Source organism: Bacillus sp. 1735sda2 (assembly GCF_024159245.1).
Classification (GTDB): Bacteria; Bacillota; Bacilli; order Bacillales; family Bacillaceae; genus Bacillus; species Bacillus pumilus_O.
In genome coordinates, this window is record NZ_JAMYWZ010000001.1 from 2860297 (window position 1) to 2887194 (window position 26898).

Sequence of the window (26898 nt, forward strand, 5' to 3'; positions counted from 1 at the left end):
TTTTTCTATCGTAGCAAATACAGCTGAAAATCGCATGCATCAATCTTTTCACGAAAAAAGCTGACTGCAATTTTTTTGCAGCCAGCTTGATGTTATTTGTTATTCTGGAAATTTCACTTCTGATCGATAGATAGGTTGTCCCATAGACGAGAATTTCTCTTCGTATTCCGTCATCACATTTCCTTCTAGTCCGTCCTTATGTAAATCTAAGCTTACATACGTTAAAAGAAGGCCATATGCAGAAAAGCTCTTTAAGGAATATTCAAATAACCCGCGGTTGTCTGTTTTGAAATGCAACTCACCGCCTGGACGGAGAATATGTTCATATCGCTCTAAAAAGGCTTTAAACGTCAATCTGCGCTTTTCATGCCTTGCTTTTGGCCACGGATCAGAGAAATTCAGATACACCCGGTCAATCTCATTTTCAGCAAACACATCTGTCAGCGTTTCCGCATTAATGTTCAAAAGCTTTACATTTTCAACATCTGTCTCTTTGATTTTGTCTACTGCTGTCACAATAACACTTTTAAATAATTCAATGCCAATATAGTTGATATCAGGATGAAGCTTGCCCATGCCAGCGATAAAGCTCCCTTTCCCTGTGCCAACTTCGATATGGATTGGATGATCATTTCCAAACAGCTCATGCCACTTCCCTTTATATTGCTCGGGGTTCGCTAAGGCAATATGAGCATTTTCAGCTAAGTAATCATCAGCCCATGGTTTATGTCGCATTCTCAATTTGATACACCTCTATTTTCTTTACATTTTATCAAGATACCATGAAACCTAAAGACCCGCAAGACGGCATCTTTATGCGCATATGAAAAAGACCAACCCTTCGCCTGAGCTGGTCTTACGCATGTATAAATTGGGCGCTGAATGCACAGTTTAACCTCATAAATGACACGCAGAAAGGGAGCATACGTATGGGATTAAACCGTCAACATCAGCTTCAATTAATCAAAGATATTTTAACCGATCACCAGTTGGATTGCTGCGGGACTGTTGCAGAATATGAACAGGTGGGACGCGTGATTCAATTAATGCTGGCAAAAGAAGACCTTGATGCCGACATTCGTCAATTATTAACAGATATTTATGATTACAGCCAAAAGGGTACTTCTGTCCATTCAATTGATGCACATATTGAGGCGCATCAATCGCATTTGTCAGAGTGGGTCGAGAATATTCCTCTGTCTTAATGAATGTTTAACCGCTGTAAGAGTGCGCTCAGCTCCGCTTTCACTTCTTGCTGTGCTTTTTCATTCCCTTTTCTTTTATGCCACACGACAAACGATACGGTTTCAGCGAGGACATACCAAGCCATGCGTTTTCGCAAATTGTCCGTCAGCGGGGCACCGTACATTGAGAGCCAGCTTTCCCAGTTTTCTTCTTCAACATAATGGTATAAAAGTGGTCCAAGATCAATGGCTGGGTCAGCAATCATCGCCCCATCCCAATCGATTAAGTAAAGCTGGTTTTCATCTGTCAGCAGCCAATTATTATGATTGAGGTCACAATGACACACGACCTTGTCTTCAAATTGAACTGCCTCCACATGCTTCTCTAAGTATTGGATAGCACGTGTGATGTCACGCGTATCAATTTGCTCTTTTAATATGGACTGTTTTAAATGTTTCAGAATGGATGCTGGGTCTAGAGAGTGCTTCTCTAATCGTTTCAGCATATCAAGCAATTCTTTCGATGTATGAATTTTTCTTAGCTGCTCTGCGACAGGACGGTCATTCATGTCCTTTGGCTTCAGCTCTCTGCCGCTCAGCCAGTGCTGTGCAGTGATGACATCCCCATTTTCCATCCGTTTTGTCCAGACAAGCTTCGGCACAATGCCTTCAGCTGACAAAACCGCAAGAAACGGTGACGTATTGCGTTTTAAAAATAGCTTTTGGTCATTGTGTGTTGCGAAGTACGCATCTCCCGTAGCGCCTCCAGCAGGAGAGATGTGCCATTCGCTACCTAATATTTGTCCCAACCAGTTCATATCAATTTTCAACCCATCATTTCTTAAAATATTTTAAATCGTGCTTTTTTAGTCGACAAAATTCAGCCGATTGAAGGTCAATAGGCTGTTTCTTTTTTTATTTATATGATCATAAAAACAAAAAGGACAGCTATTGAGAATGAGATGCTAAACAATAGCCGTCCTATAGATTTTATCGTTACCTTCTTATACTCGTCAAGCAAAACTAGAAAATCAGGACAAGAACCTTATGAAAAGAAAGGCTTTTTTCATGGTTCTTTGATTAGGACATTCACGAGACATGATTTAAGCACGTAATTTTAAGGAGCGATCACTCGCCTTCACAAAAACAGGTGTTGCACCAATTACTTCACCATCTGCATGAAATATGATTTTTCCGTCTGCCTCCAAGTACGCTTCCTCGTGCTGAAACAGGGTAACTCCCTTCATTCCAAGGTGCTTACGAAACACCATTGCACTTAGAAACAAGAGCACTTTAAATGGATTCAAATCTGTGACAACGAGCGTTTGAAAGCCCGGCTGTCTTGCGCTCACTTCTGGCGCTGCTTCCAGCCCGCCTCCGTAATAGGGGTGATTACAAACAATCACAAACCACACTTGGCGAAAGACCTTCTTCTCGTTTTCAATAAACAGTGCAAGGTCGAACGGCTTAAAGGACCATAAAGAATGGAGAAATGACAGCGGGTAGATGATAAACCCAAGCCTTAGCCGTTTCAGCCACTTTTTCCCTCTAAAATGCACTGTTTTCCTAAGCACATGTGCATCAAACCCAGCACCGATATGATTGAGAAAGAGAACGGACTGTGCGCTTTCTGCGTGATCTTGAAAGGAGCCGAGAGAAAATGTTTTGGTGAGCATTCTCTTTTGCTTTCTCACTTCTTTTAGGACATCTTGACGATGGATGCCAAGGCCCTTCGCCGCATCATTCCAATGACCAGCGGGGACAAAGCTTAGCTGCACATGATCCATTTCCTTTAAGCCATTCAGGACTTCATGAATGGTGCCGTCACCACCAATGACAATCAGGCGGTTCAGCCTGTCATCTTGCATGGCGCTAATTTGTCTTGCCAATACTTCTGCATGACCTTCATGCTGGGTGAGAAACGATCGATATGAGATCTCCACCTTTTGTAATTCTTTCTCTATGCTCCTCCATGTACGAAGTCCTTTTCCATGTCCTGCTGCTGGATTAACGATAAAGTACCATTCATTCATATATTAGCTCCACTCAGGTCTCTTTTTTCGTGACCTTCCATTATCCCTTTAATCGAGCCATTCCTGCCTTCTTTTGCTGTCTGATTCACCATAAGCAAGCAATGCTTTTGTCGCCTTAAATTGCTGATGCTTTGTCGGAGCGGTATTTCTCCGCTGCTTTTCAAACCAATCTTCCGCCTTCTTCTTATCGACAACCTCCATCCCGTATGGAACTTCCGGTAAGTCAATATAAGAGGTACGGCTGATCAGGATTTTCTTCACAGGAAGATCGACACCGCTTTGCTGTAAAATCTTTGACACGACGGTGCCAGAGCGTAGAAGGCTTGCGCAAGGATTCAAAACGGACTGAACCGCTTTCCCATTCGCCCGCTTTTCCCAAAAACGTTCCTTCGTTCCGATATATACGCTGTCAGGTTCTGCCTCTAGGAAAGATAAACAAATCACTTCCAGCGGCGTAATGAGGACTGGACATAATTCCATCTCTGCTTTTTGAATGATCAGCACCGGTTTGTACATCACAAAATATGAATCCGGAAGCTGCCTAGCAAGCAAGCGCAGCTTTTCATCATACCGAATGTGATGGGAAACGGTTGAAATATGGGAAATCGTCGAGCTCGCCCATTTTAATTGAACATCATATAGATGATCCTTAAAAAAATGAATGAGCTTCGTTTCATCAGTAGGAACGTTTGTAAAGACACCTTGCTCTATATCTGTTGGCTCGTTAAAAAGACTTAGGTCCCGTTCCTTCTTCATATCGGCTTCTTTTTGCTTTCTCTTTAAGGAGAATTTCTTTCTCTTTTCCTCCTCTTGTTCAGGCGCTTGTTCAGAAATTTGGTCAAATGAATGCTGCGTCTTCTCTTTTGACGCTTTTTTTAACTCGTCCCACCTTTGCTTTTTCAATCGAATAAATTGATTGATGTAATGATGCGGGTCTTGTTCATATCGTGATATATAATCTTGAATTTTGATAATTTGCGCCATCTGCTGCTCACTCCAACTTTTAGAATCATTTATGTAGTGCAAATTGTTTGATTGCGTGATAACGCGGGGTTTCTCTTGGTCGTATTTCATATAGAGTGATACTAGAAACCTCTATCACGTATGGCTCTTTGCGTAAAGGCGCTTGTTCTGCAAAAGAATGATCCGCATTCCATTTGCGCGCAATCGTCATATGCGGATGAAACGGTCTCTTTTCAACAGGATGTCCTGCTGACAATACGGCTTCTTTCACCTTTTCTCTTAATAGCATGAGCGGTTCACTTTCATCAGGTTTTGCAAAAAAGACTCTCGGGCGTTCCTTCGTGCCAAACTGTCCCACCTCATTCAGCTCTAGTGAAAATGCAGCGGCTTCCTTTGAGAGGACCTCAAGCAGCTCGATGATCTTTTTTAAGCGTTCTTCTGAAATGGCCCCTAAAAAGATCAAGGTCACATGATAATCATGTGGTGCTGTCCATTTTTGAAAAGACAGTCCGCTTCTTTGATCAATGTCCTTTTTAATTTGAGACGCAAGTTGTTCAGGGATATGAATCCCAATAAAATAATGACGGTTCTCTGACACAATATCACCTGTCCTTTTTTCACAAACTTTACGAATCCCCATTGATGATAGTATAACTAAAGAAATGCGGAATGAGAAGAAAGGGTGTCACATGATGAAGGTAGCACAAAATATAGCTGAGCTGATTGGCGATACACCACTTGTTCATTTACAGCGGCTTCAGCCAGACAATGCGGCAGCTGTGTATTTAAAGCTAGAATCGTTTAATCCTAGCGGCAGTGTGAAGGACCGCGCTGCTTACAATATGATCGTCGAGGCTGAAAAACAAGGTAAGCTGACAAAAGGAGCGACCATCATTGAACCGACGAGCGGGAATACAGGGATTGGATTAGCCATGAACGCAGCAGCTAGAGGGTATCAAGCTATCCTTGTGATGCCTGATACGATGACAAAGGAACGAATCAATATTTTAAAGGCTTACGGGGCGCAGGTCATTCTGACCCCAGGGGAAGAAAAAATGCCAGGCTGTATTCGCAAAGCAGAGGAACTGGCAGCTCAAATTCCTCATAGCTTTATCCCAATGCAATTTGATAATAGAGCGAATCCAGATGCCCATAGAGGCACAACCGCTGTTGAAATTATGGATGCTGTCAAACAAATTGGAAAGCCTCTAGGAGCCTTTGTCGCAACAGCAGGAACTGGCGGAACCATTACAGGCACTGGTGAGGAATTAAAGAAAGCATTCCCTCAATTGACCATACGTGTGGCAGAGCCAAAGGGATCACCAGTTTTATCTGGCGGGACACCTGGCAAGCATAAACTTGTTGGCACAAGCCCAGGATTTATTCCCCAAATTTTAAACGAGCATGTCTATGATGAGATTGTGCAAGTAAGCGATGAAGATGCGTACACAATTACACGACAGCTTGCCCGGCTTGAAGGGATTTTAGTTGGTCCATCATCTGGTGCAGCCTGCTATGCTGCGATTGAAACAGCCAAGCAATTGCCGGCAGATCAAATTGTGATCTGTATGACAGCCGATACAGGCGAACGATACTTATCAAGTGATGTTTTTCAAGATTAAAAAAGGAACAGGGGCAATGAACCCCCTGTTCCTTTTTTCTTCGTTTTGCGGTTAGGCTGATTTAGCAGTCTTTATCACAGCCTGCTCCCCTGTGATGAGTAAAACCTGTTCATCAGTAAGCGGGCATAAATCGAGCGTCTTTTCATACTGCTTTAGGATTTGCTGCGCAGCATCTCCTAAATAGGTATTATGCACATGCGGTACTGGATAGCGGCTTACCTCATTGAAACCTTGATAGGATGAAAGCTCTGGTGCCTTCTGCTGCTCATCCATCAAGGAGATATATTCAATGCTTGGCGCCATGATGATACTCCCTGCCGATTCGCCGATGTACAGCTTTCCTTTATTGATTTCTTCTTTCAGCACGTCATCGAGACCGTGTTTTCTCAATTCCTGCAGTAAATAGAAAGTGTTACCTCCTGATACATACATCACATCATTTTGTTTGATCATCTTTGTGATTTCTTCGGTAGACTGCTCAGCTATCTGAACGGTTTCTAGCTGCATACCGAGTTGATGAAAGGCTTCTTTCGCTGCCTCCACATAATGCGTGACTTCTTCCACAGCACTAGCTGTTGGGAAGAATGTCACGCGTTTTCCTTTTAACGATTCACCCGTAAAATCAGACAAGAGAGAATAGCTGTCTTTGAATGAAGAGCATAAGAACATTTTTTTCACTGTGAATCCCCTCTTCTCTTTTTCTATTTTGCCAATTCATACATGGCTTGTGCATATAGTGCGGTTGCTCTTAGTAGATCGTCGATTTCGATATATTCATCCTTCTGATGTGCGCAATCTGGTCTGCCAGGGAAGAGAGGACCAAAGGCAACGCCCGCTTCTAAAGATCTTGCATACGTCCCTCCACCAATTGCAATCAGATGAGCTGGATTTCCAGTTTGTTCCTCATATACCCGCTGCAATGTTTTCACAAGCGGATGATCTTTTGAGACGTGATGCGGAGGGCTGTCGTCAAATTTCAGAAGGGTGGCCCCTTTGATGCCTTCGATCCCTTTTTTAACGTCCTTGCCATCTGCTGTCACTGGATAGCGGACATTTAATCCTAGCTTCGCTTCTTCGTTTTGTGTATAGCGGATCGTGCCAACATTTAAAGTTAAATCTCCGCTAATATCATCTTTGCAAGCAATCCCCAGCTTTTTCCCTCTTGTATCTTGATCAAATAAAGCGTTGATTTGAGAAGTAAAAGCAAGGCCGTTTCCATCTAATTCTTGTCCACTGAGGAAATTGGCCATATGAATGCCCGCATTTGTGCCATGCGCAGGCTCCATGGCATGAACTGATTCGCCTTTTAATGTGAAATGTAGTTCATTCGCTGCAATCTTTACCTCACCTGATAATTGATTGTCAGCAAGATATGCTTCAAAAGCTGTTTTTAATGATTCAACATCGTGGTCTTGTGCCGCTGTCACAGTGGCAGTTGCCTCATCCGGCACCATATTCAGCCGCATACCTGATGTGAATTGCTTGAGTGTATAGCGCTGATGTTGTTCTGTATGTTGATATGTAAATGACACAATGGCATCAATGATCCCTTTTTCAGCATGAATAATCGGAAAATCAGCATCTGGGGCAAATCCAATTTGCGGCATCGCCTCATGCTTAAAATAATGGTCCACACAGCGCCAATCACTTTCTTCATCTGTTCCAATGATCATTCGAATCTTTTTTGACAGCTTCATCCCTGTATCTTTTAACATCTTTAGCGCGTAGAAAGCCGCCATAGTTGGTCCTTTATCATCAATGGCGCCTCGGGCGAATATTTTATTTTCTCTTATGTCCGCTGAAAATGGCGGGGTTGTCCAGCCGTCACCAGCAGGCACAACGTCCACATGGCAGAGCACACCTACAATGTCTTCGCCTTCTCCATATTCAATATGACCTGCATAGCCATCCACATTCTTGACTGTGAAGCCTTCGTCCTCCCCTTTTTTCAGCATATACTGAAGGGCTTGATCGACTTTTTCACCAAATGGCTTTCCTTCTTTTCCACCTTCTTCATCCAGCACACTCTCAATTTGTAAAAAAGATTGTGTGTCCTTAATCAAATCGTCTTTTTTTCGTATGACTTCAGCTTCCCAATTCATTTTTTCCATTCCTCCTTGAAAAAAGGTTGCATTCCACCCATAAAACGAATATTATATTAATTGTTTTGTAATAATGTTCGTAAATGGAGGATTTTATGTTTCAGTTAAAAGAAAACCAAACCAACATAAAGAGAGAATTAATCGCTGGTATGACGACATTCTTTACTATGGTCTATATTGTTGCCGTTAACCCAGGAATTCTTTCAAAAGCAGGCATTCCTTTTGACCAAGTCTTTACTGCAACAATTATCGCTGCTGTCGTCGGTACGCTCTGGATGGCACTATTTGCAAATTATCCAATTGCGATTGCACCAGGTATGGGGCTGAATGTCTATTTCACCTTTACAGTTGTCGGTGGTGGCGGCATCAGCTATCAAACAGCGTTCAGTGCGGTATTTGTTGCTGGTATACTCTTTGTTATTTTATCGTTAACATCCCTTAGAAAACAACTGATTCAAGCCATTCCAGATAATTTAAAATACGGCATTACAGCCGGAATCGGGCTTTTTATTGCATTTATCGGGCTCCGTCAGTCTGGGATTATCACAGCTGATCCGGAAAATCTAGTGAAGCTTGGCAACTTGAGCTCGCCTGTTGTCATTTTAACGCTTGTCGGCTTAATGATCTCTGTTATTTTAATGGTACTTCAAATCAATGGTGCTCTGTTTATCGGCATGTTAGCCACGACGCTAATTGCCCTCATAACAGGACAGCTTCATTTCCCTAAAATGCTGATGGACATTCCTGCCCTGCCAGAAGGTATGCTGATTACAAATCCATTCGCTGCCTTTGGTGATGTATTCTCTCATCATTTGTATGCGGTCGTCTTCTCCTTCTTACTAGTGACGATTTTTGATACAACGGGCACAATGATCGGAGTGGCTGAACAAGCCGGACTCATGAAAAACGGGCAGCTGCCAAAGGTACGCAGAGCCCTGCTTGCTGACTCTGCTGCAACGACGATTGGTTCTATGTTTGGAACAAGCCCAACAACAGCTTATATTGAATCATCCTCTGGGGTTGCTGCTGGTGGAAGAACCGGGCTAACGTCTTTAACAGTCGCTGCATTGTTTATTGTGGCATTGTTTTTCGGCCCGCTTGTTCAGGCTATTTCTTCTTTACCGTCCATCACATCACCTGTTCTCATCATTGTCGGGTGCTTGATGATGAACTCCGTGTCACGAATTCGCTGGAATGAGCTAGACGAAGCATTTCCTGCTTTTCTTGTGATTCTTTCCATGCCGCTGACATCTAGTATTTCAACCGGAATTTCACTTGGATTTATTTCATATCCACTTGTGAAACTGGCAAAAGGAAAATGGAGAGAAGTACATGTTCTTGTTCTCATCTTTGCCATTTTATTTTTCATACAGCTCTTTTTCTTAGAAGGATAACAGAAACAAAACAGGCACATTCTAACAAGGGATGTGTCTTTTTGAGATCAGTGAATTTTTTATTTTGTAAATTTTCTGTGTTTATTTTTTGAAGGTTTAAACGTTACAATAATCTTCATACCCCTTACGCCTATTGGGTTGTAACCGGATTCAAAACATGGTATATACCATAACTCCATTCATGAAGACAAGTTAAAAAACACGTAAAGTTGACTTTTTGGTGGAACTAGATGCATAATAACGTGTATAATAGAATAAAACATTAAGAAACACGAACATTTACCATTGTTGCATGTCCTTATTTCGCAGTTTTAGTGTAGTAAGTTGTGGTTAGTCAAGTCCATCCGATCTTATTGATAGGGAGTGGTTTTTTGAAACCTTCAACAAACCGTATGATGACTCGAATAAAATCAGTCTATATGTTCATTCAAGAGAAAGGTCTTGTGACGACACAAGAGCTGGTTGATGAATTCGGGATCACACCTAGAACCATTCAAAGAGACTTAAACGTGCTTGCCTATAACGATCTTGTTCATAGTCCAAGCAGAGGCAAATGGGAAACAACGAGAAAAAAAGTAAAAATATCATCTTAAGCGCATAATGAACTGTCCATATAACAAAAAGAACCGGCAAATATGCCGGTTCTTTTGTCTTTTTTTCAGCGTGATAGAAAACCTTTGAAGTCTAAGAAGGACGAGCACCGAAGCACAGGACTGACAACGAATGCGAAGGTTTGTCTACACGCTAAAAGAACCGGCGATATACCGGTTCTTTTCTTTTGTTCTATATTTATGGTCGATTGATTAAGCTGTCTAATTCTTCATCCGTCAATTCACGGTACTCCCCGGGTGCTAGATCTTCATCTAAAGAGAGAGACCCCATCGAACGTCTTTTTAAAAAGATGACTTCATTTCCCACTGCTTGCGCCATGAGCTTCACTTGATGGTACTTTCCTTCAGTAATTGTTAAACGGATGCGTGTATCTTCACTTTCATTCGCATCTACTTCAACCTTCGCCGGCTTCGTACGGTAATCATCTAAAATGATAACACCCTCTTCAAGGCGATTGATGTCTTGATCTCCTAATGGATATTTCAAATGAACTTCGTACGTTTTTGGCACATGCTTTTTTGGAGAAAGTAATTGATGTGCAAGCTGTCCATCATTTGTGAGGAGGAGAAGACCGACTGTATCCTTATCCAGTCTGCCTACAGGAAATGGCTCCCTTGCGATATCCTCCGGTTCAAGTAAATCGACGACCGTTTCATCCCGCACATCTTCTGTTGCTGAGATGACCCCATCTGGTTTGTTCATCATTAAGTAAATGAATTCTTTATACTCTACACGCTCTCCGTGCACGAGCACTTCATCATTCGATGGATCAACATGATCTTTCACCTGCTTCGCCAGTTCTCCATTCACGGTGACTGCCCGTGCCTTGACCAGCTTCTTTACATCTTTTCTTGAACCAAAGCCGCTGCTAGCAAGCAATTTATCAAGCCTCATGAAAACTCCACCTCTTCTTAACTCTTTTTTCTTAAAAATTTCGGCATACGGCTGCCGAGTACACGCTCAAGTAATCCAACCTTATAAGATAAGAACAGATACACACCGCCACCAGTGATCATTGAAATCAGAATGACGATACCCGCATTAACAATTCCACCTTCATACGATATCACTTGGCTCACAAGCTGACATGTCACATACGCCACGACAGCCATAATCGCAGTTAAAATACCAATGAGAATAAATCGTTTGAAAATCCTGCGGAATGAATAGCCAGCATGGCGCTTAATCATGATAAACATATACAAGATGGATGCACTATAACCTAAGGCAGTCGCAAGCACAGAGCCATTTCCTTGTAGCCAGCTGATGAGTGGAATGTTCAGAACCGTTTTAATGATGATCCCTAACAACAGACTGACGATGGCAAACTTTTGCTTGTTAATTCCCTGCAAAATCGCTGCGTTAATGGTGAATAGAGAAAACAATAACGCAACAGGTGCATACCAGAACAAAATAGACATCCCAATCTCAGGATGAACAGAGGGATAGAAAAACCAATAAACCGGTCCAGCCAATGCCGAGATACCAAATGAAGCAGGCAGCACGAAAAATAAAATAACCTGCATCGTCTGATCAATTTGTCTATTGAGTAGCTTGTAGTTACGAGCTGTAAATGATTCCGTAATCGTTGGAATCAAGGTTAAACCAAACGCTGTTGCAAGCGACACAGGAATCATCACGAGCTTCGGTAAATATAACGTCACGATAGACAAGACCGCTGTACTAATATCCTGATGTCCTGATGCAATCATGGCTCTGTTAATCGTATTTGTATCAATATAAGAGTAAATTGGAATCGCCAGTCCAACAAACACATACGGTGCCGCATAGCTAAATAGCTCTGTAAACATTTGCTTATATGATAAGTCAGAGGAAGCACCTGTATTCGGCTGCATCGATAAGAGCCGATCCTTGCGCTTCAGCCAATATAAATAAAGCGTGAATAACCCGCCAAATGCGCCGATCAGTGCTGCAAATGTAGCATAACCGACAGCAATGACAAGACCGCCGTCAAGCACTTTTAAAATAATAAACGTTGCTGTTAATAGGAAGATGATTCTGACAAGCTGCTCAATAACTTGGGAAACAGCTGTCGGTCCCATCATAGAGTGCCCTTGGAAGTACCCTCGCACAAGACTCATAATAGGTACAACCAAAAGACCTAAACTGACCATCCGAATCACATATACTACTTGATCGACAGTCAAACCGCCTGTTTCATTCGATCCGCCAAGCTGAATCTTCGCAAAAATCGGTGCGGTTAAATATAAAATAGAAAAGGCGATAATCCCGGTGACAAGCATGACCGACATACCTGCCCTGAACATTTTTCTTGTTGTCTCATAATCGCCAATTGCATTATATTTAGAAACAAATTTTGATACCGCTGTTGGGAAACCAAGCGTAGCAATACTTAAAAAGATCGTATACTGATTGTATCCATATTGAAATAGCGCTCCACCAGTAGCTCCAACCATTGCGCTAAATGGAATTAAATAAATCATACCAAGAATACGAGAGAGATAAGTCCCTATCGTTAAAACCAACGTACCACGAAGCAGTTTATTAGACATGCGCTTAACCACCATTTTTCTAATGAATATTCAACTCAACTATTTTACCACATCATTTCGACGCACAGGTAACAAATCCAATACAGAAGGCACAAAACCAATCAATTCATATTTCAGCCTTACCCAATTTTCGTTATAATAGATAAATGACTGAAAGTAGAAAGAGGAATGTAACATGAAACATTATGATGTCATTGTCATTGGCGGTGGACCTTCTGGACTGATGGCCGCGATTGCATCAGCAGAGCACGGTGCAACTGTTCTGTTAATTGACAAAGGAACCAAACTTGGCAGAAAGCTCGCCATTTCTGGCGGTGGACGCTGTAACGTCACCAACCGCCTTCCAGTAGAAGAAATCATCAAGCATATTCCCGGAAACGGCCGCTTTTTATATAGTGCATTTTCTGAGTTCAATAACGAGGATATTATTTCTTTTTTTGAAAACCTTGGCATTGAACTGAAAGAAGAAGATCATGGACGTATGTTCCCTGTCTCAAACAAAGCACAATCTGTTGTGGATGCCCTTTTAGACAGGCTTCGCAACCTCAATGTGACCATTCGAACGAATGAGAAGATTAAAACAGTTCTGTATCAAGACGGACAAGCAGCTGGAATTGTTACAAATAATGATGAAAAAATTTCAAGTAATGCCGTTGTGATTGCTGTTGGCGGAAAAAGTGTGCCGCATACTGGCTCTACTGGTGACGGCTACGCATGGGCAGAAGCCGCTGGTCATACGATTACAGAGCTCTTCCCAACAGAAGTACCAGTCACATCAGATGAGCGTTTTATTAAAGAAAAAGTGCTCCAAGGGCTTTCTTTAAGAAGTGTGGCTGTCAGTGTTTTAAATAAAAAAGGGAAACCCGTCGTCACACATGTCATGGATATGATCTTTACACACTTTGGTTTATCCGGCCCAGCTGTTCTTAGATGCAGCGGATTTGTGGTGAAAGAATTAAAGAAACAGCCGACCGTCCGTCTGCAAATAGACTTATATCCAAAGCTTAATGACGAGGAGCTTTTCCAAAAACTACATCAAGACTTAAAAGAAGAACCGAAAAAAGCCATTAAAAATGTTCTGAAGTCTTGGATGCAAGAACGCTACTTATTGTTTTTGTTAGAGCGAAACGGGATAGATCCTCAAGATACATTTTCGGGTCTTGCTAAGGATAAACTGCGCGCATTCGTCCATGATTGCAAACATTTTATCGTTCATGCGAACGGTACGCTCTCTTTAGACAAAGCGTTTGTCACAGGGGGCGGCGTTTCTGTGAAAGAAATTGAACCGAAAAAAATGGCGTCTAAAAAAATGCCCGGTCTATATTTCTGCGGAGAAATCTTAGACATTCATGGTTATACAGGCGGATACAATATCACGTCAGCACTTGTGACTGGCAGACTTGCCGGTATGAATGCTGCACTTGAAGCAAAGGAGAGATTTTCATGATTAGACGTGCACTTCCGATTATCCTAGCAGTGGTGATTAGTTTGACAGCCGCTGTCTTCTTAAAATTGTCTATTACCCCGTTAAAAGTCGCAGTTGTGTTAGCCTTTACTATTTTCGCTGTTTGCTTAAAAGAATATGTCTACCGACTTCGCAAACGAATTGAAGAAAAATCATCTTCACATATCGATAGTTGATTAATGGAAGCAAAACATGTTACGGTAAAGTAGAGGTCGAGTGAGAAACTCGACTCTTTTTGTTTGAAAATAGTTGAGATAGGGGATATTAAACAAAATCCTCTGCTTAAACGTGTAGAACAACAGGAGAGTGAGATGGTGTGAAAAACGTATCAAGTGTATTTTGGATTGTGATTGCGATCACATTTGTTGCCGTTATGTGGGGAGCTTTTTCTCCAGAAACATTACAAAATGTCACAGATCAGATTCAAACTTACATTACAAACGACTTTGGCTGGTATTATTTGATAGTGATTTCACTACTTGTCGGCTTTTGTCTATTCTTTATTTTTAGTCCAATCGGAAAAATTACGTTAGGAAAACCAGGTGAAGAGCCTGAATTTGGCCTTTTTTCTTGGTTTGCGATGCTATTTAGTGCCGGTATGGGAATTGGTCTTGTCTTTTATGGGGCCGCTGAACCAATCAGTCACTATGCAATTCAATCACCAACAGGAGAGACTGAAACTGCACAAGCCTTCCGCGATTCCCTTCGTTATACATTTTTCCACTGGGGACTTCATGCATGGGCCATTTATGCGATTGTCGCATTATGCATCGCATACTTTAAATTTAGAAAAGATGCGCCTGGATTAATTAGTTCCACCTTATACCCAGTATTCGGAAACAGAATTCATGGATGGATTGGAAAAACGATCGATTGTATCGCAGTGTTTGCAACAGTAGTTGGCGTAGCCACAAGTTTAGGGCTAGGTGCCGCACAAATTAATGGTGGATTAACCTATTTATTCGGCATTCCAAATAACTTTTTGACTCAGCTCATAATTATTGCGATCGTAACTGTTCTGTTCTTGATCTCTGCTTGGAGCGGAATTGGTAAAGGTATTAAATATTTAAGTAATTCGAATATGATATTTGCTGCTATACTCATGATCTTTTTACTCTTTGCTGGACCAACTGTTTTTATTTTAAATTCATTTACAGATTCGATCGGACAATACTTATCGAATATTGTACAAATGAGCTTTAGATTATCACCAAATGATCCAGAAAAGAGAGAATGGATTAATGGTTGGACGATCTTTTATTGGGCATGGTGGATCTCTTGGTCTCCATTCGTCGGCATTTTTATTGCGAGAGTCTCACGCGGAAGAACCATTCGAGAATTTTTAATTGGTGTCTTAGTGGCTCCTTCAATCCTCGTGTTCCTATGGTTCTCTATCTTCGGAGTATCAGCTATGGATTTACAACAAAAAAATATTATAGATGTAGCTGGTATGCCGACTGAAACGATGCTGTTTGGTGTTTTAAATCAATACCCGCTTGCCATGATTACATCCATTTTGGCACTTATTTTAATTGCTGTATTCTTTATCACATCAGCAGATTCAGCCACCTTTGTTCTAGGAATGCAGACAACCTATGGCTCATTAAATCCTGCGAATAGTGTAAAGATCAGCTGGGGCATTATCCAATCAGCTGTTGCGGCAGTGCTATTATTTTCAGGCGGACTTCAAGCCTTGCAAAATACAGCAAAACTCGCCGCCTTGCCGTTCTCCATTGTCATTATCTTGATGGTTGTGTCACTGTATAAATCATTAAATGCTGAACGAAAAGCCATCAAACAAGCTAACAAAGTCAATAAACCAAGAAGTCCAAGAGTAAAAAAAGCATAAACGTGTATGAAAAAAGCCGTTCCTCATGTGAACGGCTTTTTTCTATACAAACAATTTAAGATGGTCATGCTCTTTCACATTCCTTTAAAATAATAGGATGAAATGATTCACAACATGGAGGTTTATATGACGTTACCTACATTCAAGTACAACCCAGATCCAATTTCGTTACATGTGATCAAAAAAGAACAGACGACATGTCCTGTTTGCGAGAAAGAAAGAGAATATGTGTATCATGGTCCATTTTATACTGTTGAAGATGTGGAAGGAATTTGCCCTTGGTGCATCAAAGATGGTTCAGCCGCTAAAAAATACAATGGTGTGTTTCAAGACGATGCAAGCTGTGATGACGTTGATGAAGAGAAATATATAGATGAACTGATCTATAGAACACCAGGTTATCGCGGCTGGCAGCAGGAATATTGGTTAAGTCATTGCGGAGATTTTTGCGCGATCGTCCAGTATGTCGGTTGGAAAGAGATAGAACATTTAGAGGAAGAGCTCACAGAAGATATCGAAGACATTTGCAGCGGCGGAGGATTAACGAAAGAGAACCTAAAACAATGGCTCGTCAACGGCGGATATCTGCAAGGCTACCTCTTTCAATGTGTCTACTGCAACAAGCATCGTTTATATATTGACGCTAGTTAAACAAAATAAGGACCCTTCAAACAGGTCCTTTTTTGATACCATCTATTTTTTATATAAAATGAGTGCAGAAAAACAGTAGAGCTGTTCTCCACCTTGCTCACAGATCACCGCTACATTGTACTTGATGTCAATGATTTGGTCGTCATCCATTCCTTTTAAAAAAAGATTGATTTCGCTCTGCAAATCTTTTTCGTGCTCTTCATCAAATACAGCTACCTTTAGCACATATGCCACTCTCCCTTCTCTCGTTACTCTATCTTTATGCACATTAGGGCGGGCATATGAACAAAAAAAGCCTTTCATCTATGAGATGAAAGGACTTCTGTTTACAGCTTCGGTTTTGTTTCTCCAGTCCAAGCAAGCATTCCGCCAACGACATTGGTCGCTTGATAGCCTTGGTCTTCTAGGAAATAACAGACATTTTCACTACGTTTACCAGACCGGCAAATAATATAATATTCTTGCGTTTGATCGAATGCATCCAGTTTCTCAGGGATATCTCCCATTCGAATGTGGATCGCTTGAGGAATCATTCCTTCTGCTACTTCCTCGTTCTCACGCACGTCAACAAGCTGAATCGCTTCTTCTTGCTCTAGCTTTTGTTTTAATTCTTCTATTGAGATTTCTTTAACTGACACGGCGCTTATCTCTCCTTTTCATCACGGTGACACCATTATAGCAAATGAACTGTATCACTGTGTATTCACCCGCTTCGATTGTAGGAAAGATGGCAGGCGTTTCTTCACTTCGGCTGCCCGTTGCTCACTGTCAAACTCTACTTTTTTGAATACTTGATAGGCCAGCCACATATGGACATAGGCGAGTATACTCACACTAAAGAACGGTACGATTCCCGGCAAATAAGCAAAGAGAACAAATAGCAGAGCCGAGAAAACGAGCATACAAAGTGTATATTGCAAATAGGAGATACCGAGCAAAAGAGAGAATTTCAAATAGAGACGTTTTTTCCAATCATAATGAGCCAGCAGCGGAAAAATATAAAACAAGCTCACAACAAAGAGAAAACCAAAGATATAAATGGCAAAACGAAGCACATGCAAAAACCAGCTCGTTGGATAAATAAACGCAAGGTCTACATATATAATCGTCCCTATGATCAGTAGCGCCACTCCTATTAAATTAGAGCGTACAAACTCCACACGGTACACCTTCCAAAAAGTCCTGAAAACGCTCACTTGCTCATGCCCTTGTATCCACTTTCTCATCACCGAAAATAACGCAGTGGTCGCAGGCATCAATCCAAAGATCCCAAACCCCATCAAGGTGAACAGCAGCCATAGCAAATTCGTATAGGCGAGTCTCATCACCCACTCACACATTCGCAGCATTCTGCTCATTGAACCATCATGATCCATCTCTTTTCCCTCCTCTCCTTCTTATGACACCGTCTCTTTTTGAAGAAGCTCTTCTATGTCGATTGGGCGTTTCTCTGCAACAGACCGCCACATGCCTTCTCCAAGTGCAATCGAATAAGCACCAGCCTCTGCTCCTGCTGATATGTCATAGTGAATTAAAGGATCTTTCCCGATAAATAAATCCGCCAAAAGCAGAGGATCTCCGCCGCCATGTCCCCCAGGCTGCTTCACGACTTCAATCGTCTCTTTTGCCCCAAACATCGGATAATAAGAAATCGTCTGTTCTGGGAATTGAAAAGGAATTCTTGATGGCACATGAAACTCATTTGTTTCAATACGCCCCTTCGTCCCATTGATAGCAAGCCGGTATCCTTCGTAGGGTGCTGAGAATTGAATCGAATAGCTGAAAAGAGCCCCTTGGTCATATGCCACTGATGCCACATATGTATCCTCAATGTCAATTTCCTCATCAAAAATACAGGCGTCTGGGCGATAATTGGCGTATTGCTGCGTTTGCTCCTGACCGGATTCGATATGATCGTCCTCGACCCTTGTGCGTTCTACTCTCGGATTCCACCTTGCTTCATAATGACATGTATCCTTCACATGACATGTTCCGCAATACCTGCTTTCTTCCCCCTGCAAAGGATTCCAAGGACTTTGATCTCCGTAATAATTCAGCGCCCCATAGGCAAATACTTGCTTTGGTTTTTGATTGATCCACCAATTGACCAAATCAAAATGATGCGTTGATTTATGAACGGATAGTCCGCCAGAGAATTGCCGCGTGCGGTTCCACCTTTTGAAATAACTAGCGCCATGATACGTATCAATGAGCCAGCTCAGTTCAACAGATGTAACCCTTCCAATCTTTCCTTCTAAAATGAGTTCTTTGATTTTTCGATGAAATGGGTTGTAGCGATAATTGAAAGTGACTGTGACCTTCCCTTTACTTTCCTTTTCTTTTTCCATTACTTTTTTGGCGTCTTTAGCTGTTGTAACCATCGGCTTTTCAGTGATGACATCGAGGTCATGGTCAAGTGCTTGCAAAATATACGTGACATGGGTGTCATCCCTTCCTGCCACGATGACGATATCTGGCTTTGCTTCCTTCACCATTTGATCAAATGCCTCTTCATGAAAAAACGAGACGCCCCGCAGTGATGGAAAACGCTTCTGACAAAGTGTATACCGATGATGATCTATATCTAATAGTCCTGTAATCCTGTAATGCTCATTGAAATCCTCTGTGAGCGGTTTAATAAACATATTGAACGCACGATGACTGAGTCCGCAAACTACGACCCGTTTCACAGTCCCCACCCCTTTTTCTATCGATTTTCACGAAGCTGTTTCATGAGAGACAGCGCCTCTTTGGATTTGTCTGCATACACGGGAATAAAAGCGACCATATCTCGGTGTAATCGAAAGGTATAGCCGTTTAGCTTTTTCGTGCCTTTGTTAACTTGAACCGCATAATCCACCGTCTTCCCTGTCTTTTGATCCTCGGTCGTATATGGCCCTGCCGCTTGATCATCTATGCCCATCTCTTCAAGCAATTGAAAGCTTTCAGGATCATCATACGTTCGAAACATCTCTTCCGGGACAAGCATGATGTCCCCCTCTTTTGAAGTAATTTCAACAAGAAGTTTTTCAGGAATCGCTGGAAAGATGTGGACGCTATACGTTTCTTGTTCCGTTTGAAAAGCATTCTCGACTAATTGATCCTTCATCCCCTTGGACATGTCAGAAAAAATCAGAACATCGATACCGTTTGTTTTCCCATGACAGGCTGACAAACAAAAGGCGGCGATGAAGCTGAAGAGCCATGCCGCAGCCTTTTTTTTCCTCTTCATGCCTTTTGAAAAACAGACAGCTTCTCTAGCTCAGTTAATGCCATAATAAAAGCGCCTGCCCCGTGCAAATCATTTGTGCTTCTCTCTCTACCGACGTAGTAATCGTAAAACCCAGCAGATGTACCGATACATATATCATTGATGGCAAAATCACCGGTTTCTGTCTCAGCCGTCTTATGCTGAATTAAGCCTTGATATGCTTTCACCACATGATCTGTGTAGCGGAGGCTGACATATCCTTCGTTCATGGCTTTTGCCATGGCGTACATGAATAAACACGATCCAGAGCTTTCAAGCCAATTGTCGCTATGCGTCCCTTTATCAATGATTTGATGCCATAAACCTGTGTCTTGATCCTGGTACCTAGCTACACTTTCCAGCATGTCTATCAGCGTTTCCTTCCACATTTTTCTCCCTTCATGCTGCTCTGGCAGATCCTCGATCATGTCTGCTAATGCAAGGACATACCAGCCAAATGACCTTGCCCAAAACTCGGGCGAACAGCCTGTCTTTTGATCCGCCCATGGCATCACTTTTCGTTCGTCCCAAGCGTGATAATACAGACCGGTTTTTTCATCTTTTGTATGCTTTCTCATGAGATACTCTTGGTGGATCACCATATCCACCAATTCCTCTTCACCTTTCAGCTTTGCATACTTTAACGCAAAGGGTCCTCCCATGTAGAGACCATCCAGCCACATTTGATAAGCATAATTGTCTTTATGCCAAAATCCACCTTCAGACGTGCGATTCAATGTGCGATAAAGCCCGCGGAGCTTCTCTGCTGCCAGCACATACCGCTTCTCTCCTGTTCGTTCATAAAGAGGGAATAAAATGAGCCCTGCTTGGATCGCATCAAGCTCATCTCTCCGGAATAACAGGTTTCCATACTCATCAATGAGCGAATCTGCGTAGCTTTTCACATAATTGAAATACGTCTCGTTCCCCGTTAACTCATATAGCTTCATCACACCGCAAAGAAAAACGCCTTGATGATAATGCCATCTTCCAGCTGGAGGCAGCCCCATTGGTGTATGCGCTTTCATAATTGTTTGTGCTAATTTCTCTGCATGCTCAAGTGGTGATCCTTTTTCAGTCGATAATGTCATTCCTCTTCATCTCCCTTTTTAGTAAATACCTTCTTCCCCAAATTTCTTCGCTAAACGGTTCGCCAGCATAACCAAAATGAGTCCAACAGCTGCTTTAAATAGACCAACAGCGGTACTATAGCTAAATTGCCCTTGCTTAAGACCAGCTGTATAAACGTACGTATCAAAGATTTCTGCTACTTCTCGGTTCGTTGCATTGAGTAATAAGTAGACATGCTCAAAGCCAAGCTCTAATGTGTCACCAATTTTCAAAATTAGTAGAACGACAATCACACTTTTAATGGCAGGAAGCGTGATATGCCACATTTGTCTCAGTCTGCCGGCTCCATCCATTTTCGCTGCTTCATAGAGCTGCGGATCTACCGCTGTAATCGCCGCAAGGTAAATGATCGTCGACCAGCCTGCTTCTCGCCAGATCACTTGTAAAATGTACATCGGCCTGAACCATTCCTGACTAAGAAGGAAGTTAATCTTTTCCCCTCCAAAGAAAGCAATCAATTCATTGATTAATCCGCCATCTACTGTTAACAAAACAAAGGATAAGGACACGACAATCACCCATGACATGAAGTGAGGAATGTATATCATCGTCTGAACAAATTTCTTAAACAATGCCAATCTGACCTCATTTAAAAGCAGGGCCAATAAGATTGGAATTGGAAAGAAAATCACGACATTCATGGCAAATAAAATCAGTGTATTTTTTAATAAGATGAAAAATGTTGGTTCTGTAAACAAGCGAATAAAGTGTTTGAAGCCAACCCACTCACTGCCAAGAATACCGAGAAACGGCTGGTAATCTTGAAAGGCAATGATCAGCCCCCACATCGGCACATATTTAAAGACAAGAAAATAAATGAGCCCTGGTAAAATCATGAGATACAAAAACTTTTGACTAAGCATTTGATTAAGTAAGCGCTTTCTCTTTTCTTTTTTCAAAGCTGCCGCAGGCACACCCTTGGCAGTGCCATCCTCTGTTTTCATAGATAAAGCCTCCCCTCATGCTGATGCATGTGTTAACTGTATCTTAAGGATGAAAAATTCGTCTACAATCATATCATCAGATCATATTTACTTAGGGGAGGCTACTCAAAACGTTATATAAAACATGAGAAAATGATCCTAATCTCAGAAAATGATTATTGACAAACCTACCAAATTTTTGGATTAATAAATAAAGAGGAAAAGATTGTTCCGTTTGAAATGGGGGGTTTTATGAAAAGAAGGCAATATAAGTTTTATTACAAGCTCGTCACGTTTTTTTTCATGCTTAGTACGATTCCTGTCATCATTGTCGGTATTTTTTCTTATCAGCATTCACAAAAAACAGCACTCGAAAATATCTCAAATGAAAAGCTGGACAGCGTGAAACAAACGCAATCTAATATTGAGCATATTTTAAAGACTGTTGATCATTCTCTCACTCACTATGTCAGTTCGCCGCCTCTCCTTCAAACACTGGCAGAACCTTTAAATCCAGACCAATTCCAGCTTTATAATCAAGTACAGCAGGAACTAAACTACTTACAAACCTTTGACACCGATCTTTCCAATATTACACTCGTCAGTAAAATGGAAGACTGGTACATGAACAATTCAGGGCTTTATCATGTCACAAGCGGAGACCAAGAAAAAGCGCTCACCTCTTACCTCAATATTCCAAGTCATTCTAGCTGGGCACTTGAAGAGAATAATCCACTTGTTGCGACAAAAGAAGGAAAGGCTTCCTTTTGCAAATACAATGTGAACTTAATCAAGCAACTTCCGATGAACAGTGTCCAGAAAAAAGGAATCGCTGTCGCCAGCATTCCGAGCTGTACGCTTGCTAACAATATGCCTGACTTCTCTCAATCTGACAGTATGTTTGTCATTGATACGAATGGAAAAGTGCTGTTACATAACCGCAAAAAACAAATTGGTGAATCCTTGAAAAATCAAGAGTTCGTCAAGCATGTCCTATCAAGTGAAAAACGATCAGGTCAATTTAACATGAAGATCGAGGAACTAAACTATCAAATTACGTTTCAAAAATCAGACTATAACGAATGGACGTACCTCTCCTTTGTTTCCATACCAGAACTAAAGGCACAAACGAAATCAATAGGATGGATCACCTTTATTATCTGTTTTGTTTTGTTGGCGCTTTCATTACTATTTTCATGGTTTGGCTCCAGACATTTTTATAAACCCATCCGCTTGTTATACGAGTCCTTTGCACGTAATGAATCCTTTTTGCAAAAGCAGCCTTTTCAAAATGAATTTGAGTTGATTGAGTCGAGTATTAAACAAATGAAGGATCAAAACAATGATTTAGAGGAACGGATTGAGCAGCAAGTCACGCACCTCCAGCAATACTTTATGGTACGGCTATTGCTCGGAAAGCTGACAGAAGAAGAGATTAACAATCGGTTCCAAAGTTTAGGATTCCCTCAGGGCTGGTCTCACTTATCCATGCTTGTGATCCAAATCGATACACTAAAAGGAACACCTTATGAAAAAAAGGATGCTGACTTACTTTTATTTGCGATCAATGGACTGGTTGAGCAGATTATTCCACAAGGAGAGCATCTTCAGCCAACAGTTGTCAATCAGCATCAAACGACGATTATCCTAAATCACTCAAATTCAGATGAAGAATTTACTGAATATTTAAACCAATTAGCAGAAACCATTCAGCTGCGTATCGAGGAAGAGCTTGGTTTATCGATCAGCATCGGAATCAGCCGCCAGTTTCAGGAGCTCACTATGGCAAAACAGGCTTACATTGAAGGAAAAGAGGCCTTAAAATACAGGCTCAAAGCAGAGAAAAAATCCATTATCTTATATGAACATATCCAGCAAGGAAAAACGTTTAAAACCCATTTTCCAAAGCAGTTGCAGCATGATTTATTTGATGCAATAAAAGCAGGTGATCAAGGCAAGGCAGATCACTATTTACATGTGCTCCTTCAATCCATTTTCTCTAAAAATGCGGGACCGCATGAGTATCATATCGCCCTCGCCCGTTTTTTAAACAATTTGATTGAGCTGATGCATTTGCTTGGCATTGAATTGTTTGAGGTTGAAGACAATAAAATGCTGTATGATACAATTTTTGAATTTAAAACGTTTGAAGATACCGAAACATGGCTGAAACATGAGATCATTCGGCCGATTATTGACCAGCTAGGTGCACGCGAGGAATCACAATACAAAAACATCTCAGAAAAGATCATTCATATCATCCATCAAGAATTCGATTCTGATCTCACATTGGATGAAATCGCCACACGCCTACATTACAATCCAAATTATTTAAGCAGTATCTTTAGAAAGGAAATGGATATCTCTTTTAGTGAATATCTCTCATCCTACAGACACCATGTCGCCAAAAACTGGCTCGTGGAGACCGATATGTCCGTCAAAGAAATTTCGGAAAAACTGAAATATAAAAACCCGCAAAACTTCATCCGTTCCTTCAAAAAACTTGAAGGCACGACCCCAGGCAAATACCGTGACCAGAAAAAAGGCATATAAGACAAAAAGTCCCGCTCTCAGAAAGCGGGACTTTTTTATTTAAACTGTTCATTTAAAATGCTGTCTTCTAGCACTGAAAGCGGCTCTCCGTACACACGTTCAATATGAGCTGCTCCCCAATCACATAGCGCATTCAGAATTCTTTCGAGCGACTGACCGTATTCACTTAATTCATATTCCACTTTAGGCGGTACTTGCTCATACACAATCCGGTTAATCACTCCATCACTTTCAAGCTCTCTCAGCTGCTGTGTAAGCATTTTTTGTGTGATGTTTGGCATGAGCCGCTTCAATTCACTTGTGCGTTTTTTCCCATGTGTTAAATGACATAAAATCACGCACTTCCACTTTCCGCCAATGACCTCAAGGGTCGCTTCCACGGAGATATTATATTTTTTCTTTTCCATTAAATCCTCACTCCTCTTTATACAAACAGGCACTTTTTAGTACCTATATTACAAAAAAGTACGTACTTTTTTTTCGTCATCTATGTTAGATAATAACTCTTGCCGATCGGCTTCGTCTATCAAAATGTCATCACAAAAGGATGTGAACTGATTCATGAAGAAAAAACAAAACCACTTTGCCCTTCTCGCACTAGCTATTAGTGCTTTTGCTATAGGAACCACTGAATTTATTAGTGTCGGTCTTTTGCCAATGATTTCAGAGGACTTTGGAGTGAGCGTCAGTCAGGCGGGCTGGACCGTCTCTTTATATGCTCTTGGTGTGACATTCGGCGCGCCTATGTTGACTTCTCTGACTTCAACGATGAAAAGAAAGACATTGCTTTTGCTCATTATGCTCGTCTTTTTGATTGGAAATACACTTGCCACGATGGCTCCGACCTTTTCAATACTATTAATCGGCCGGGTCATTTCAGCCTTATCCCATGGAATCTTTATGTCCATTGGCTCTACAATCGCTGCAAGCCTTGTAGTGAAAGAAAAACGGGCAAGCGCGATTGCCTTTATGTTCACCGGATTAACAGTTGCGACTGTGACGGGCGTACCATTCGGGACATTTCTTGGTCATGAGCTCGGATGGCGAACATCATTCGGTGTGATTGTCATCATTGGTCTAATCGCATTAATATCTAACTATTTCCTTGTTCCATCTCAATTAAAGCAAGGCGTAAAAACATCATTTAAGGATCAAGCTGTTTTATTAAAAACAAAAAGAATCCTGCTTCTATTTGTCATTACAGCAACAGGATACGGAGGAACATTTGTCGTCTTTACGTACTTATCCCCTCTCTTACAGCATGTGACAGGTCTTGCGCCAGGGGCGGTGGCATTGATTCTGCTTTTATACGGAATCACGATCGCAGCCGGAAATGTCATTGGCGGAAAGGTTGCTAATGAGAAGCCAATGAAAGCACTGATTTACATGTTTATCATCCAAAGCATCATTTTGTTTATCCTTAGCTTGACTGCTGGATTGACGGTGCTAGGCATTGCAACCGTCATGCTGATGGGACTGTTTGCTTTCATGAATGTACCTGGGCTGCAAGTCGCTGTCGTTGACTTTGCAGAAAGATACACCCCAGGAGCAGTCGACGTCGCTTCCGCTATGAATATCGCTGCCTTTAATGCTGGTATCGCCATCGGCTCATTTTTAGGCGGCATCGTGACAGATACTCTTGGGCTTGTGCATACAGGCTGGGTCGGCGGCATCATGGTCCTGATTGCTGCGATTCTCACGATGATTAGTTTTCGAATCGAACAACAAGAACAAAAATCAAACCATCTAAAGGAGCGTTCAATATGAATCATTTACAAAGTACAAAAACATTAAACAATGGAGTCCACATGCCAGGATTTGGTCTTGGTGTATTCAAGGTGGAAGATGGCGCAGAATTAATAGACGCCGTCAAAACAGCCATTCAATTAGGCTATCGGAGTATTGATACAGCGGCTATTTATGGCAATGAGGAAGGGGTCGGACGAGGCATACAGCTTGGTCTTGCAGAAACAGGACTTCGTCGCGAAGATCTTTTTGTGACATCAAAAGTGTGGAATGCCGATTTAGGATATGAATCCACGCTAAAAGCATATGAGGAAAGCTTGAAAAAACTTCAGCTTGACTACCTTGATCTATATTTAATCCATTGGCCGGTTGAGGGAAAATATAAAGACGCTTGGCGTGCGCTTGAAACCTTGTATCGTGAAGGAAAGGTCAGATCCATTGGTGTGAGCAACTTCCAGCCGCATCATCTAGACGAACTATTAAAAGATGCAGACATCATACCAGCCATCAATCAAGTGGAGTTTCACCCAAAACTGACGCAGGAAGCACTTTATACGTATTTGAACACACATGGCATTCAAATGGAAGCATGGTCACCGCTCATGCAGGGGGAACTGCTTCATCATCCAGTGATCAAAGAACTGGCAGACACATACGGCAAAACACCCGCTCAAATTATTTTGCGCTGGGATGTTCAAAAAGGCATCATCACCATTCCAAAATCAACGAAAGCGCATCGTTTAAAAGAAAATGCAGACATATTTGATTTTGCATTATCTAATGAGGATATGAATCGTCTTTCTGATTTAAATGAAAACAAACGTATCGGTCCAGACCCAGACAACTTTGACTTTTAATGAAAACACCCCCGCTTTTTAACTGTGCG

At 41.6% G+C, this 26898-nt stretch carries 28 protein-coding genes; 11 read left to right on the top strand and 17 right to left on the bottom strand.

Going from position 1 to position 26898, the window contains the following annotated elements; translation table 11 throughout:
* Window positions 1-99: 99 nt before the first annotated feature.
* The gene (gene trmB, locus NKR21_RS14860; RefSeq protein ID WP_012010929.1) at window positions 100-741 is read right to left on the bottom strand and encodes a tRNA (guanosine(46)-N7)-methyltransferase TrmB; all 642 of its coding nucleotides are present in this window, start codon (window positions 739-741) and stop codon (window positions 100-102) included.
* A gap of 188 nt (window positions 742-929) precedes the next feature.
* Between trmB and NKR21_RS14865 the strand changes: the two genes are divergently transcribed.
* The gene (locus NKR21_RS14865; protein WP_012010930.1) at window positions 930-1205 is read left to right on the top strand and encodes a YtzH-like family protein; all 276 of its coding nucleotides are present in this window, start codon (window positions 930-932) and stop codon (window positions 1203-1205) included.
* On the opposite strand, the gene NKR21_RS14870 is transcribed toward NKR21_RS14865, so the two are convergent.
* The 4 genes from NKR21_RS14870 to thpR all read right to left on the bottom strand — a co-directional run bounded on the left by NKR21_RS14870 (window position 1202) and on the right by thpR (window position 4778).
* Window positions 1202-2002: a phosphotransferase family protein gene (locus tag NKR21_RS14870; RefSeq protein ID WP_186299661.1), complete on the bottom strand. Its 801-nt coding sequence runs from the start codon at window positions 2000-2002 to the stop codon at window positions 1202-1204. The genes NKR21_RS14865 and NKR21_RS14870 overlap by 4 nt on opposite strands.
* A 285-nt stretch (window positions 2003-2287) precedes the next feature.
* Window positions 2288-3217 carry a YegS/Rv2252/BmrU family lipid kinase gene (locus tag NKR21_RS14875; protein ID WP_144457644.1) on the bottom strand — a complete coding sequence of 310 codons (930 nt, stop codon included), beginning with the start codon at window positions 3215-3217 and terminating at the stop codon, window positions 2288-2290.
* Between the two features lie 48 nt (window positions 3218-3265).
* Window positions 3266-4201 (bottom strand): hypothetical protein, encoded by a 936-nt coding sequence (locus tag NKR21_RS14880; RefSeq protein WP_144457642.1) that lies wholly within the window; start codon window positions 4199-4201, stop codon window positions 3266-3268.
* A gap of 25 nt (window positions 4202-4226) precedes the next feature.
* Window positions 4227-4778 carry an RNA 2',3'-cyclic phosphodiesterase gene (gene thpR, locus NKR21_RS14885; protein WP_144457640.1) on the bottom strand — a complete coding sequence of 184 codons (552 nt, stop codon included), beginning with the start codon at window positions 4776-4778 and terminating at the stop codon, window positions 4227-4229.
* A gap of 94 nt (window positions 4779-4872) precedes the next feature.
* Between thpR and cysK the strand changes: the two genes are divergently transcribed.
* Window positions 4873-5802 (top strand): cysteine synthase A, encoded by a 930-nt coding sequence (gene cysK, locus NKR21_RS14890; protein WP_391509410.1) that lies wholly within the window; start codon window positions 4873-4875, stop codon window positions 5800-5802.
* 51 nt (window positions 5803-5853) lie between these two features.
* Here cysK and NKR21_RS14895 read toward each other — a convergent pair whose 3' ends face one another.
* The gene (locus tag NKR21_RS14895) at window positions 5854-6480 is read right to left on the bottom strand and encodes a Type 1 glutamine amidotransferase-like domain-containing protein (protein WP_144457636.1); all 627 of its coding nucleotides are present in this window, start codon (window positions 6478-6480) and stop codon (window positions 5854-5856) included.
* A 23-nt stretch (window positions 6481-6503) separates the two neighbouring features.
* Window positions 6504-7904, bottom strand: coding sequence for a dipeptidase PepV (gene pepV / locus NKR21_RS14900; RefSeq protein WP_144457634.1), 1401 nt, complete (start codon window positions 7902-7904; stop codon window positions 6504-6506).
* Between the two features lie 95 nt (window positions 7905-7999).
* Here pepV and NKR21_RS14905 point away from each other — a divergent pair, with 95 nt between their 5' ends.
* Together NKR21_RS14905 and NKR21_RS14910 are read left to right on the top strand one after the other, a co-directional pair.
* Entirely contained in the window at window positions 8000-9298 is a 1299-nt protein-coding gene (locus tag NKR21_RS14905) for an NCS2 family permease (protein ID WP_144457632.1), read from the top strand.
* Between the two features lie 371 nt (window positions 9299-9669).
* Complete coding sequence (locus tag NKR21_RS14910; RefSeq protein ID WP_008356419.1) at window positions 9670-9891, top strand: DeoR family transcriptional regulator; 222 nt, start codon at window positions 9670-9672, stop codon at window positions 9889-9891.
* A gap of 196 nt (window positions 9892-10087) precedes the next feature.
* On the opposite strand, the gene NKR21_RS14915 is transcribed toward NKR21_RS14910, so the two are convergent.
* Window positions 10088-10804 carry a pseudouridine synthase gene (locus NKR21_RS14915; RefSeq protein WP_012010939.1) on the bottom strand — a complete coding sequence of 239 codons (717 nt, stop codon included), beginning with the start codon at window positions 10802-10804 and terminating at the stop codon, window positions 10088-10090.
* Window positions 10805-10821: 17 nt separating this feature from the next.
* A complete protein-coding gene (locus NKR21_RS14920) occupies window positions 10822-12444 on the bottom strand; it encodes a putative polysaccharide biosynthesis protein (RefSeq protein WP_041815845.1) in 1623 nt (540 codons plus the stop codon).
* A gap of 175 nt (window positions 12445-12619) precedes the next feature.
* Here NKR21_RS14920 and NKR21_RS14925 point away from each other — a divergent pair, with 175 nt between their 5' ends.
* The 4 genes from NKR21_RS14925 (at window position 12620) to NKR21_RS14940 (ending at window position 16409) form a co-directional block, all read left to right on the top strand.
* On the top strand, window positions 12620-13891 hold the full coding sequence (locus tag NKR21_RS14925; RefSeq protein ID WP_012010941.1) for a BaiN/RdsA family NAD(P)/FAD-dependent oxidoreductase: 1272 nt from the start codon (window positions 12620-12622) through the stop codon (window positions 13889-13891).
* A complete protein-coding gene (locus NKR21_RS14930; RefSeq protein WP_119125254.1) occupies window positions 13888-14085 on the top strand; it encodes a hypothetical protein in 198 nt (65 codons plus the stop codon). The genes NKR21_RS14925 and NKR21_RS14930 overlap by 4 nt, the downstream gene beginning before the upstream one ends.
* A gap of 140 nt (window positions 14086-14225) precedes the next feature.
* Window positions 14226-15758: a glycine betaine transporter OpuD gene (gene opuD, locus NKR21_RS14935; RefSeq protein WP_012010943.1), complete on the top strand. Its 1533-nt coding sequence runs from the start codon at window positions 14226-14228 to the stop codon at window positions 15756-15758.
* A gap of 126 nt (window positions 15759-15884) precedes the next feature.
* Window positions 15885-16409 carry a CbrC family protein gene (locus tag NKR21_RS14940; RefSeq protein ID WP_041815848.1) on the top strand — a complete coding sequence of 175 codons (525 nt, stop codon included), beginning with the start codon at window positions 15885-15887 and terminating at the stop codon, window positions 16407-16409.
* A 42-nt stretch (window positions 16410-16451) separates the two neighbouring features.
* Here NKR21_RS14940 and NKR21_RS14945 read toward each other — a convergent pair whose 3' ends face one another.
* The 7 genes from NKR21_RS14945 to NKR21_RS14975 all read right to left on the bottom strand — a co-directional run bounded on the left by NKR21_RS14945 (window position 16452) and on the right by NKR21_RS14975 (window position 21734).
* Window positions 16452-16634 (bottom strand): sporulation protein Cse60, encoded by a 183-nt coding sequence (locus NKR21_RS14945; RefSeq protein WP_003217582.1) that lies wholly within the window; start codon window positions 16632-16634, stop codon window positions 16452-16454.
* 101 nt (window positions 16635-16735) lie between these two features.
* Window positions 16736-17047 carry a rhodanese-like domain-containing protein gene (locus NKR21_RS14950; RefSeq protein ID WP_012010946.1) on the bottom strand — a complete coding sequence of 104 codons (312 nt, stop codon included), beginning with the start codon at window positions 17045-17047 and terminating at the stop codon, window positions 16736-16738.
* Window positions 17048-17101: 54 nt separating this feature from the next.
* Window positions 17102-17785: a YesL family protein gene (locus NKR21_RS14955; RefSeq protein ID WP_012010947.1), complete on the bottom strand. Its 684-nt coding sequence runs from the start codon at window positions 17783-17785 to the stop codon at window positions 17102-17104.
* A 21-nt stretch (window positions 17786-17806) separates the two neighbouring features.
* Window positions 17807-19099 (bottom strand): Gfo/Idh/MocA family protein, encoded by a 1293-nt coding sequence (locus NKR21_RS14960; RefSeq protein WP_088004065.1) that lies wholly within the window; start codon window positions 19097-19099, stop codon window positions 17807-17809.
* A gap of 17 nt (window positions 19100-19116) precedes the next feature.
* Window positions 19117-19641: a lipoprotein YteS gene (locus tag NKR21_RS14965; RefSeq protein WP_144457630.1), complete on the bottom strand. Its 525-nt coding sequence runs from the start codon at window positions 19639-19641 to the stop codon at window positions 19117-19119.
* A complete protein-coding gene (locus NKR21_RS14970) occupies window positions 19638-20750 on the bottom strand; it encodes a glycoside hydrolase family 88/105 protein (protein WP_144457628.1) in 1113 nt (370 codons plus the stop codon). The genes NKR21_RS14965 and NKR21_RS14970 overlap by 4 nt, the downstream gene beginning before the upstream one ends.
* 18 nt (window positions 20751-20768) lie before the next feature.
* Window positions 20769-21734, bottom strand: coding sequence for an ABC transporter permease (locus NKR21_RS14975; protein WP_144457626.1), 966 nt, complete (start codon window positions 21732-21734; stop codon window positions 20769-20771).
* Between the two features lie 231 nt (window positions 21735-21965).
* Between NKR21_RS14975 and NKR21_RS14980 the strand changes: the two genes are divergently transcribed.
* Window positions 21966-24266 carry a helix-turn-helix domain-containing protein gene (locus NKR21_RS14980; RefSeq protein ID WP_144457624.1) on the top strand — a complete coding sequence of 767 codons (2301 nt, stop codon included), beginning with the start codon at window positions 21966-21968 and terminating at the stop codon, window positions 24264-24266.
* 35 nt (window positions 24267-24301) lie between these two features.
* Here the strand turns inward: NKR21_RS14980 and NKR21_RS14985 are convergent, their stop codons facing one another.
* Window positions 24302-24673, bottom strand: coding sequence for a winged helix-turn-helix transcriptional regulator (locus tag NKR21_RS14985; protein WP_003217763.1), 372 nt, complete (start codon window positions 24671-24673; stop codon window positions 24302-24304).
* A gap of 154 nt (window positions 24674-24827) precedes the next feature.
* Between NKR21_RS14985 and NKR21_RS14990 the strand changes: the two genes are divergently transcribed.
* Together NKR21_RS14990 and NKR21_RS14995 are read left to right on the top strand one after the other, a co-directional pair.
* The gene (locus NKR21_RS14990; protein ID WP_144457622.1) at window positions 24828-26033 is read left to right on the top strand and encodes an MFS transporter; all 1206 of its coding nucleotides are present in this window, start codon (window positions 24828-24830) and stop codon (window positions 26031-26033) included.
* On the top strand, window positions 26030-26869 hold the full coding sequence (locus tag NKR21_RS14995; protein WP_144457620.1) for an aldo/keto reductase: 840 nt from the start codon (window positions 26030-26032) through the stop codon (window positions 26867-26869). The genes NKR21_RS14990 and NKR21_RS14995 overlap by 4 nt, the downstream gene beginning before the upstream one ends.
* Window positions 26870-26898 lie beyond the last annotated feature (29 nt).

What these genes read in the sequence shown, in the direction of transcription:
- pepV (WP_144457634.1), bottom strand. Translation starts at nt 7,904, where the DNA reads ATGAATTGGGAAGCTGAAGTCATACGAAAAAAAGACGATTTGATTAAG.
- NKR21_RS14940 (WP_041815848.1), top strand. Translation starts at nt 15,885, where the DNA reads ATGACGTTACCTACATTCAAGTACAACCCAGATCCAATTTCGTTACAT.
- NKR21_RS14970 (WP_144457628.1), bottom strand. Translation starts at nt 20,750, where the DNA reads ATGACATTATCGACTGAAAAAGGATCACCACTTGAGCATGCAGAGAAA.
- NKR21_RS14905 (WP_144457632.1), top strand. Translation starts at nt 8,000, where the DNA reads ATGTTTCAGTTAAAAGAAAACCAAACCAACATAAAGAGAGAATTAATC.
- NKR21_RS14915 (WP_012010939.1), bottom strand. Translation starts at nt 10,804, where the DNA reads ATGAGGCTTGATAAATTGCTTGCTAGCAGCGGCTTTGGTTCAAGAAAA.
- NKR21_RS14870 (WP_186299661.1), bottom strand. Translation starts at nt 2,002, where the DNA reads ATGAACTGGTTGGGACAAATATTAGGTAGCGAATGGCACATCTCTCCT.
- NKR21_RS14990 (WP_144457622.1), top strand. Translation starts at nt 24,828, where the DNA reads ATGAAGAAAAAACAAAACCACTTTGCCCTTCTCGCACTAGCTATTAGT.
- NKR21_RS14925 (WP_012010941.1), top strand. Translation starts at nt 12,620, where the DNA reads ATGAAACATTATGATGTCATTGTCATTGGCGGTGGACCTTCTGGACTG.
- NKR21_RS14880 (WP_144457642.1), bottom strand. Translation starts at nt 4,201, where the DNA reads ATGGCGCAAATTATCAAAATTCAAGATTATATATCACGATATGAACAA.
- NKR21_RS14975 (WP_144457626.1), bottom strand. Translation starts at nt 21,734, where the DNA reads ATGAAAACAGAGGATGGCACTGCCAAGGGTGTGCCTGCGGCAGCTTTG.
- NKR21_RS14930 (WP_119125254.1), top strand. Translation starts at nt 13,888, where the DNA reads ATGATTAGACGTGCACTTCCGATTATCCTAGCAGTGGTGATTAGTTTG.
- NKR21_RS14920 (WP_041815845.1), bottom strand. Translation starts at nt 12,444, where the DNA reads ATGTCTAATAAACTGCTTCGTGGTACGTTGGTTTTAACGATAGGGACT.
- NKR21_RS14955 (WP_012010947.1), bottom strand. Translation starts at nt 17,785, where the DNA reads ATGGATCATGATGGTTCAATGAGCAGAATGCTGCGAATGTGTGAGTGG.
- NKR21_RS14865 (WP_012010930.1), top strand. Translation starts at nt 930, where the DNA reads ATGGGATTAAACCGTCAACATCAGCTTCAATTAATCAAAGATATTTTA.
- NKR21_RS14985 (WP_003217763.1), bottom strand. Translation starts at nt 24,673, where the DNA reads ATGGAAAAGAAAAAATATAATATCTCCGTGGAAGCGACCCTTGAGGTC.
- NKR21_RS14980 (WP_144457624.1), top strand. Translation starts at nt 21,966, where the DNA reads ATGAAAAGAAGGCAATATAAGTTTTATTACAAGCTCGTCACGTTTTTT.
- NKR21_RS14995 (WP_144457620.1), top strand. Translation starts at nt 26,030, where the DNA reads ATGAATCATTTACAAAGTACAAAAACATTAAACAATGGAGTCCACATG.
- NKR21_RS14965 (WP_144457630.1), bottom strand. Translation starts at nt 19,641, where the DNA reads ATGAAGAGGAAAAAAAAGGCTGCGGCATGGCTCTTCAGCTTCATCGCC.
- cysK (WP_391509410.1), top strand. Translation starts at nt 4,873, where the DNA reads ATGAAGGTAGCACAAAATATAGCTGAGCTGATTGGCGATACACCACTT.
- NKR21_RS14875 (WP_144457644.1), bottom strand. Translation starts at nt 3,217, where the DNA reads ATGAATGAATGGTACTTTATCGTTAATCCAGCAGCAGGACATGGAAAA.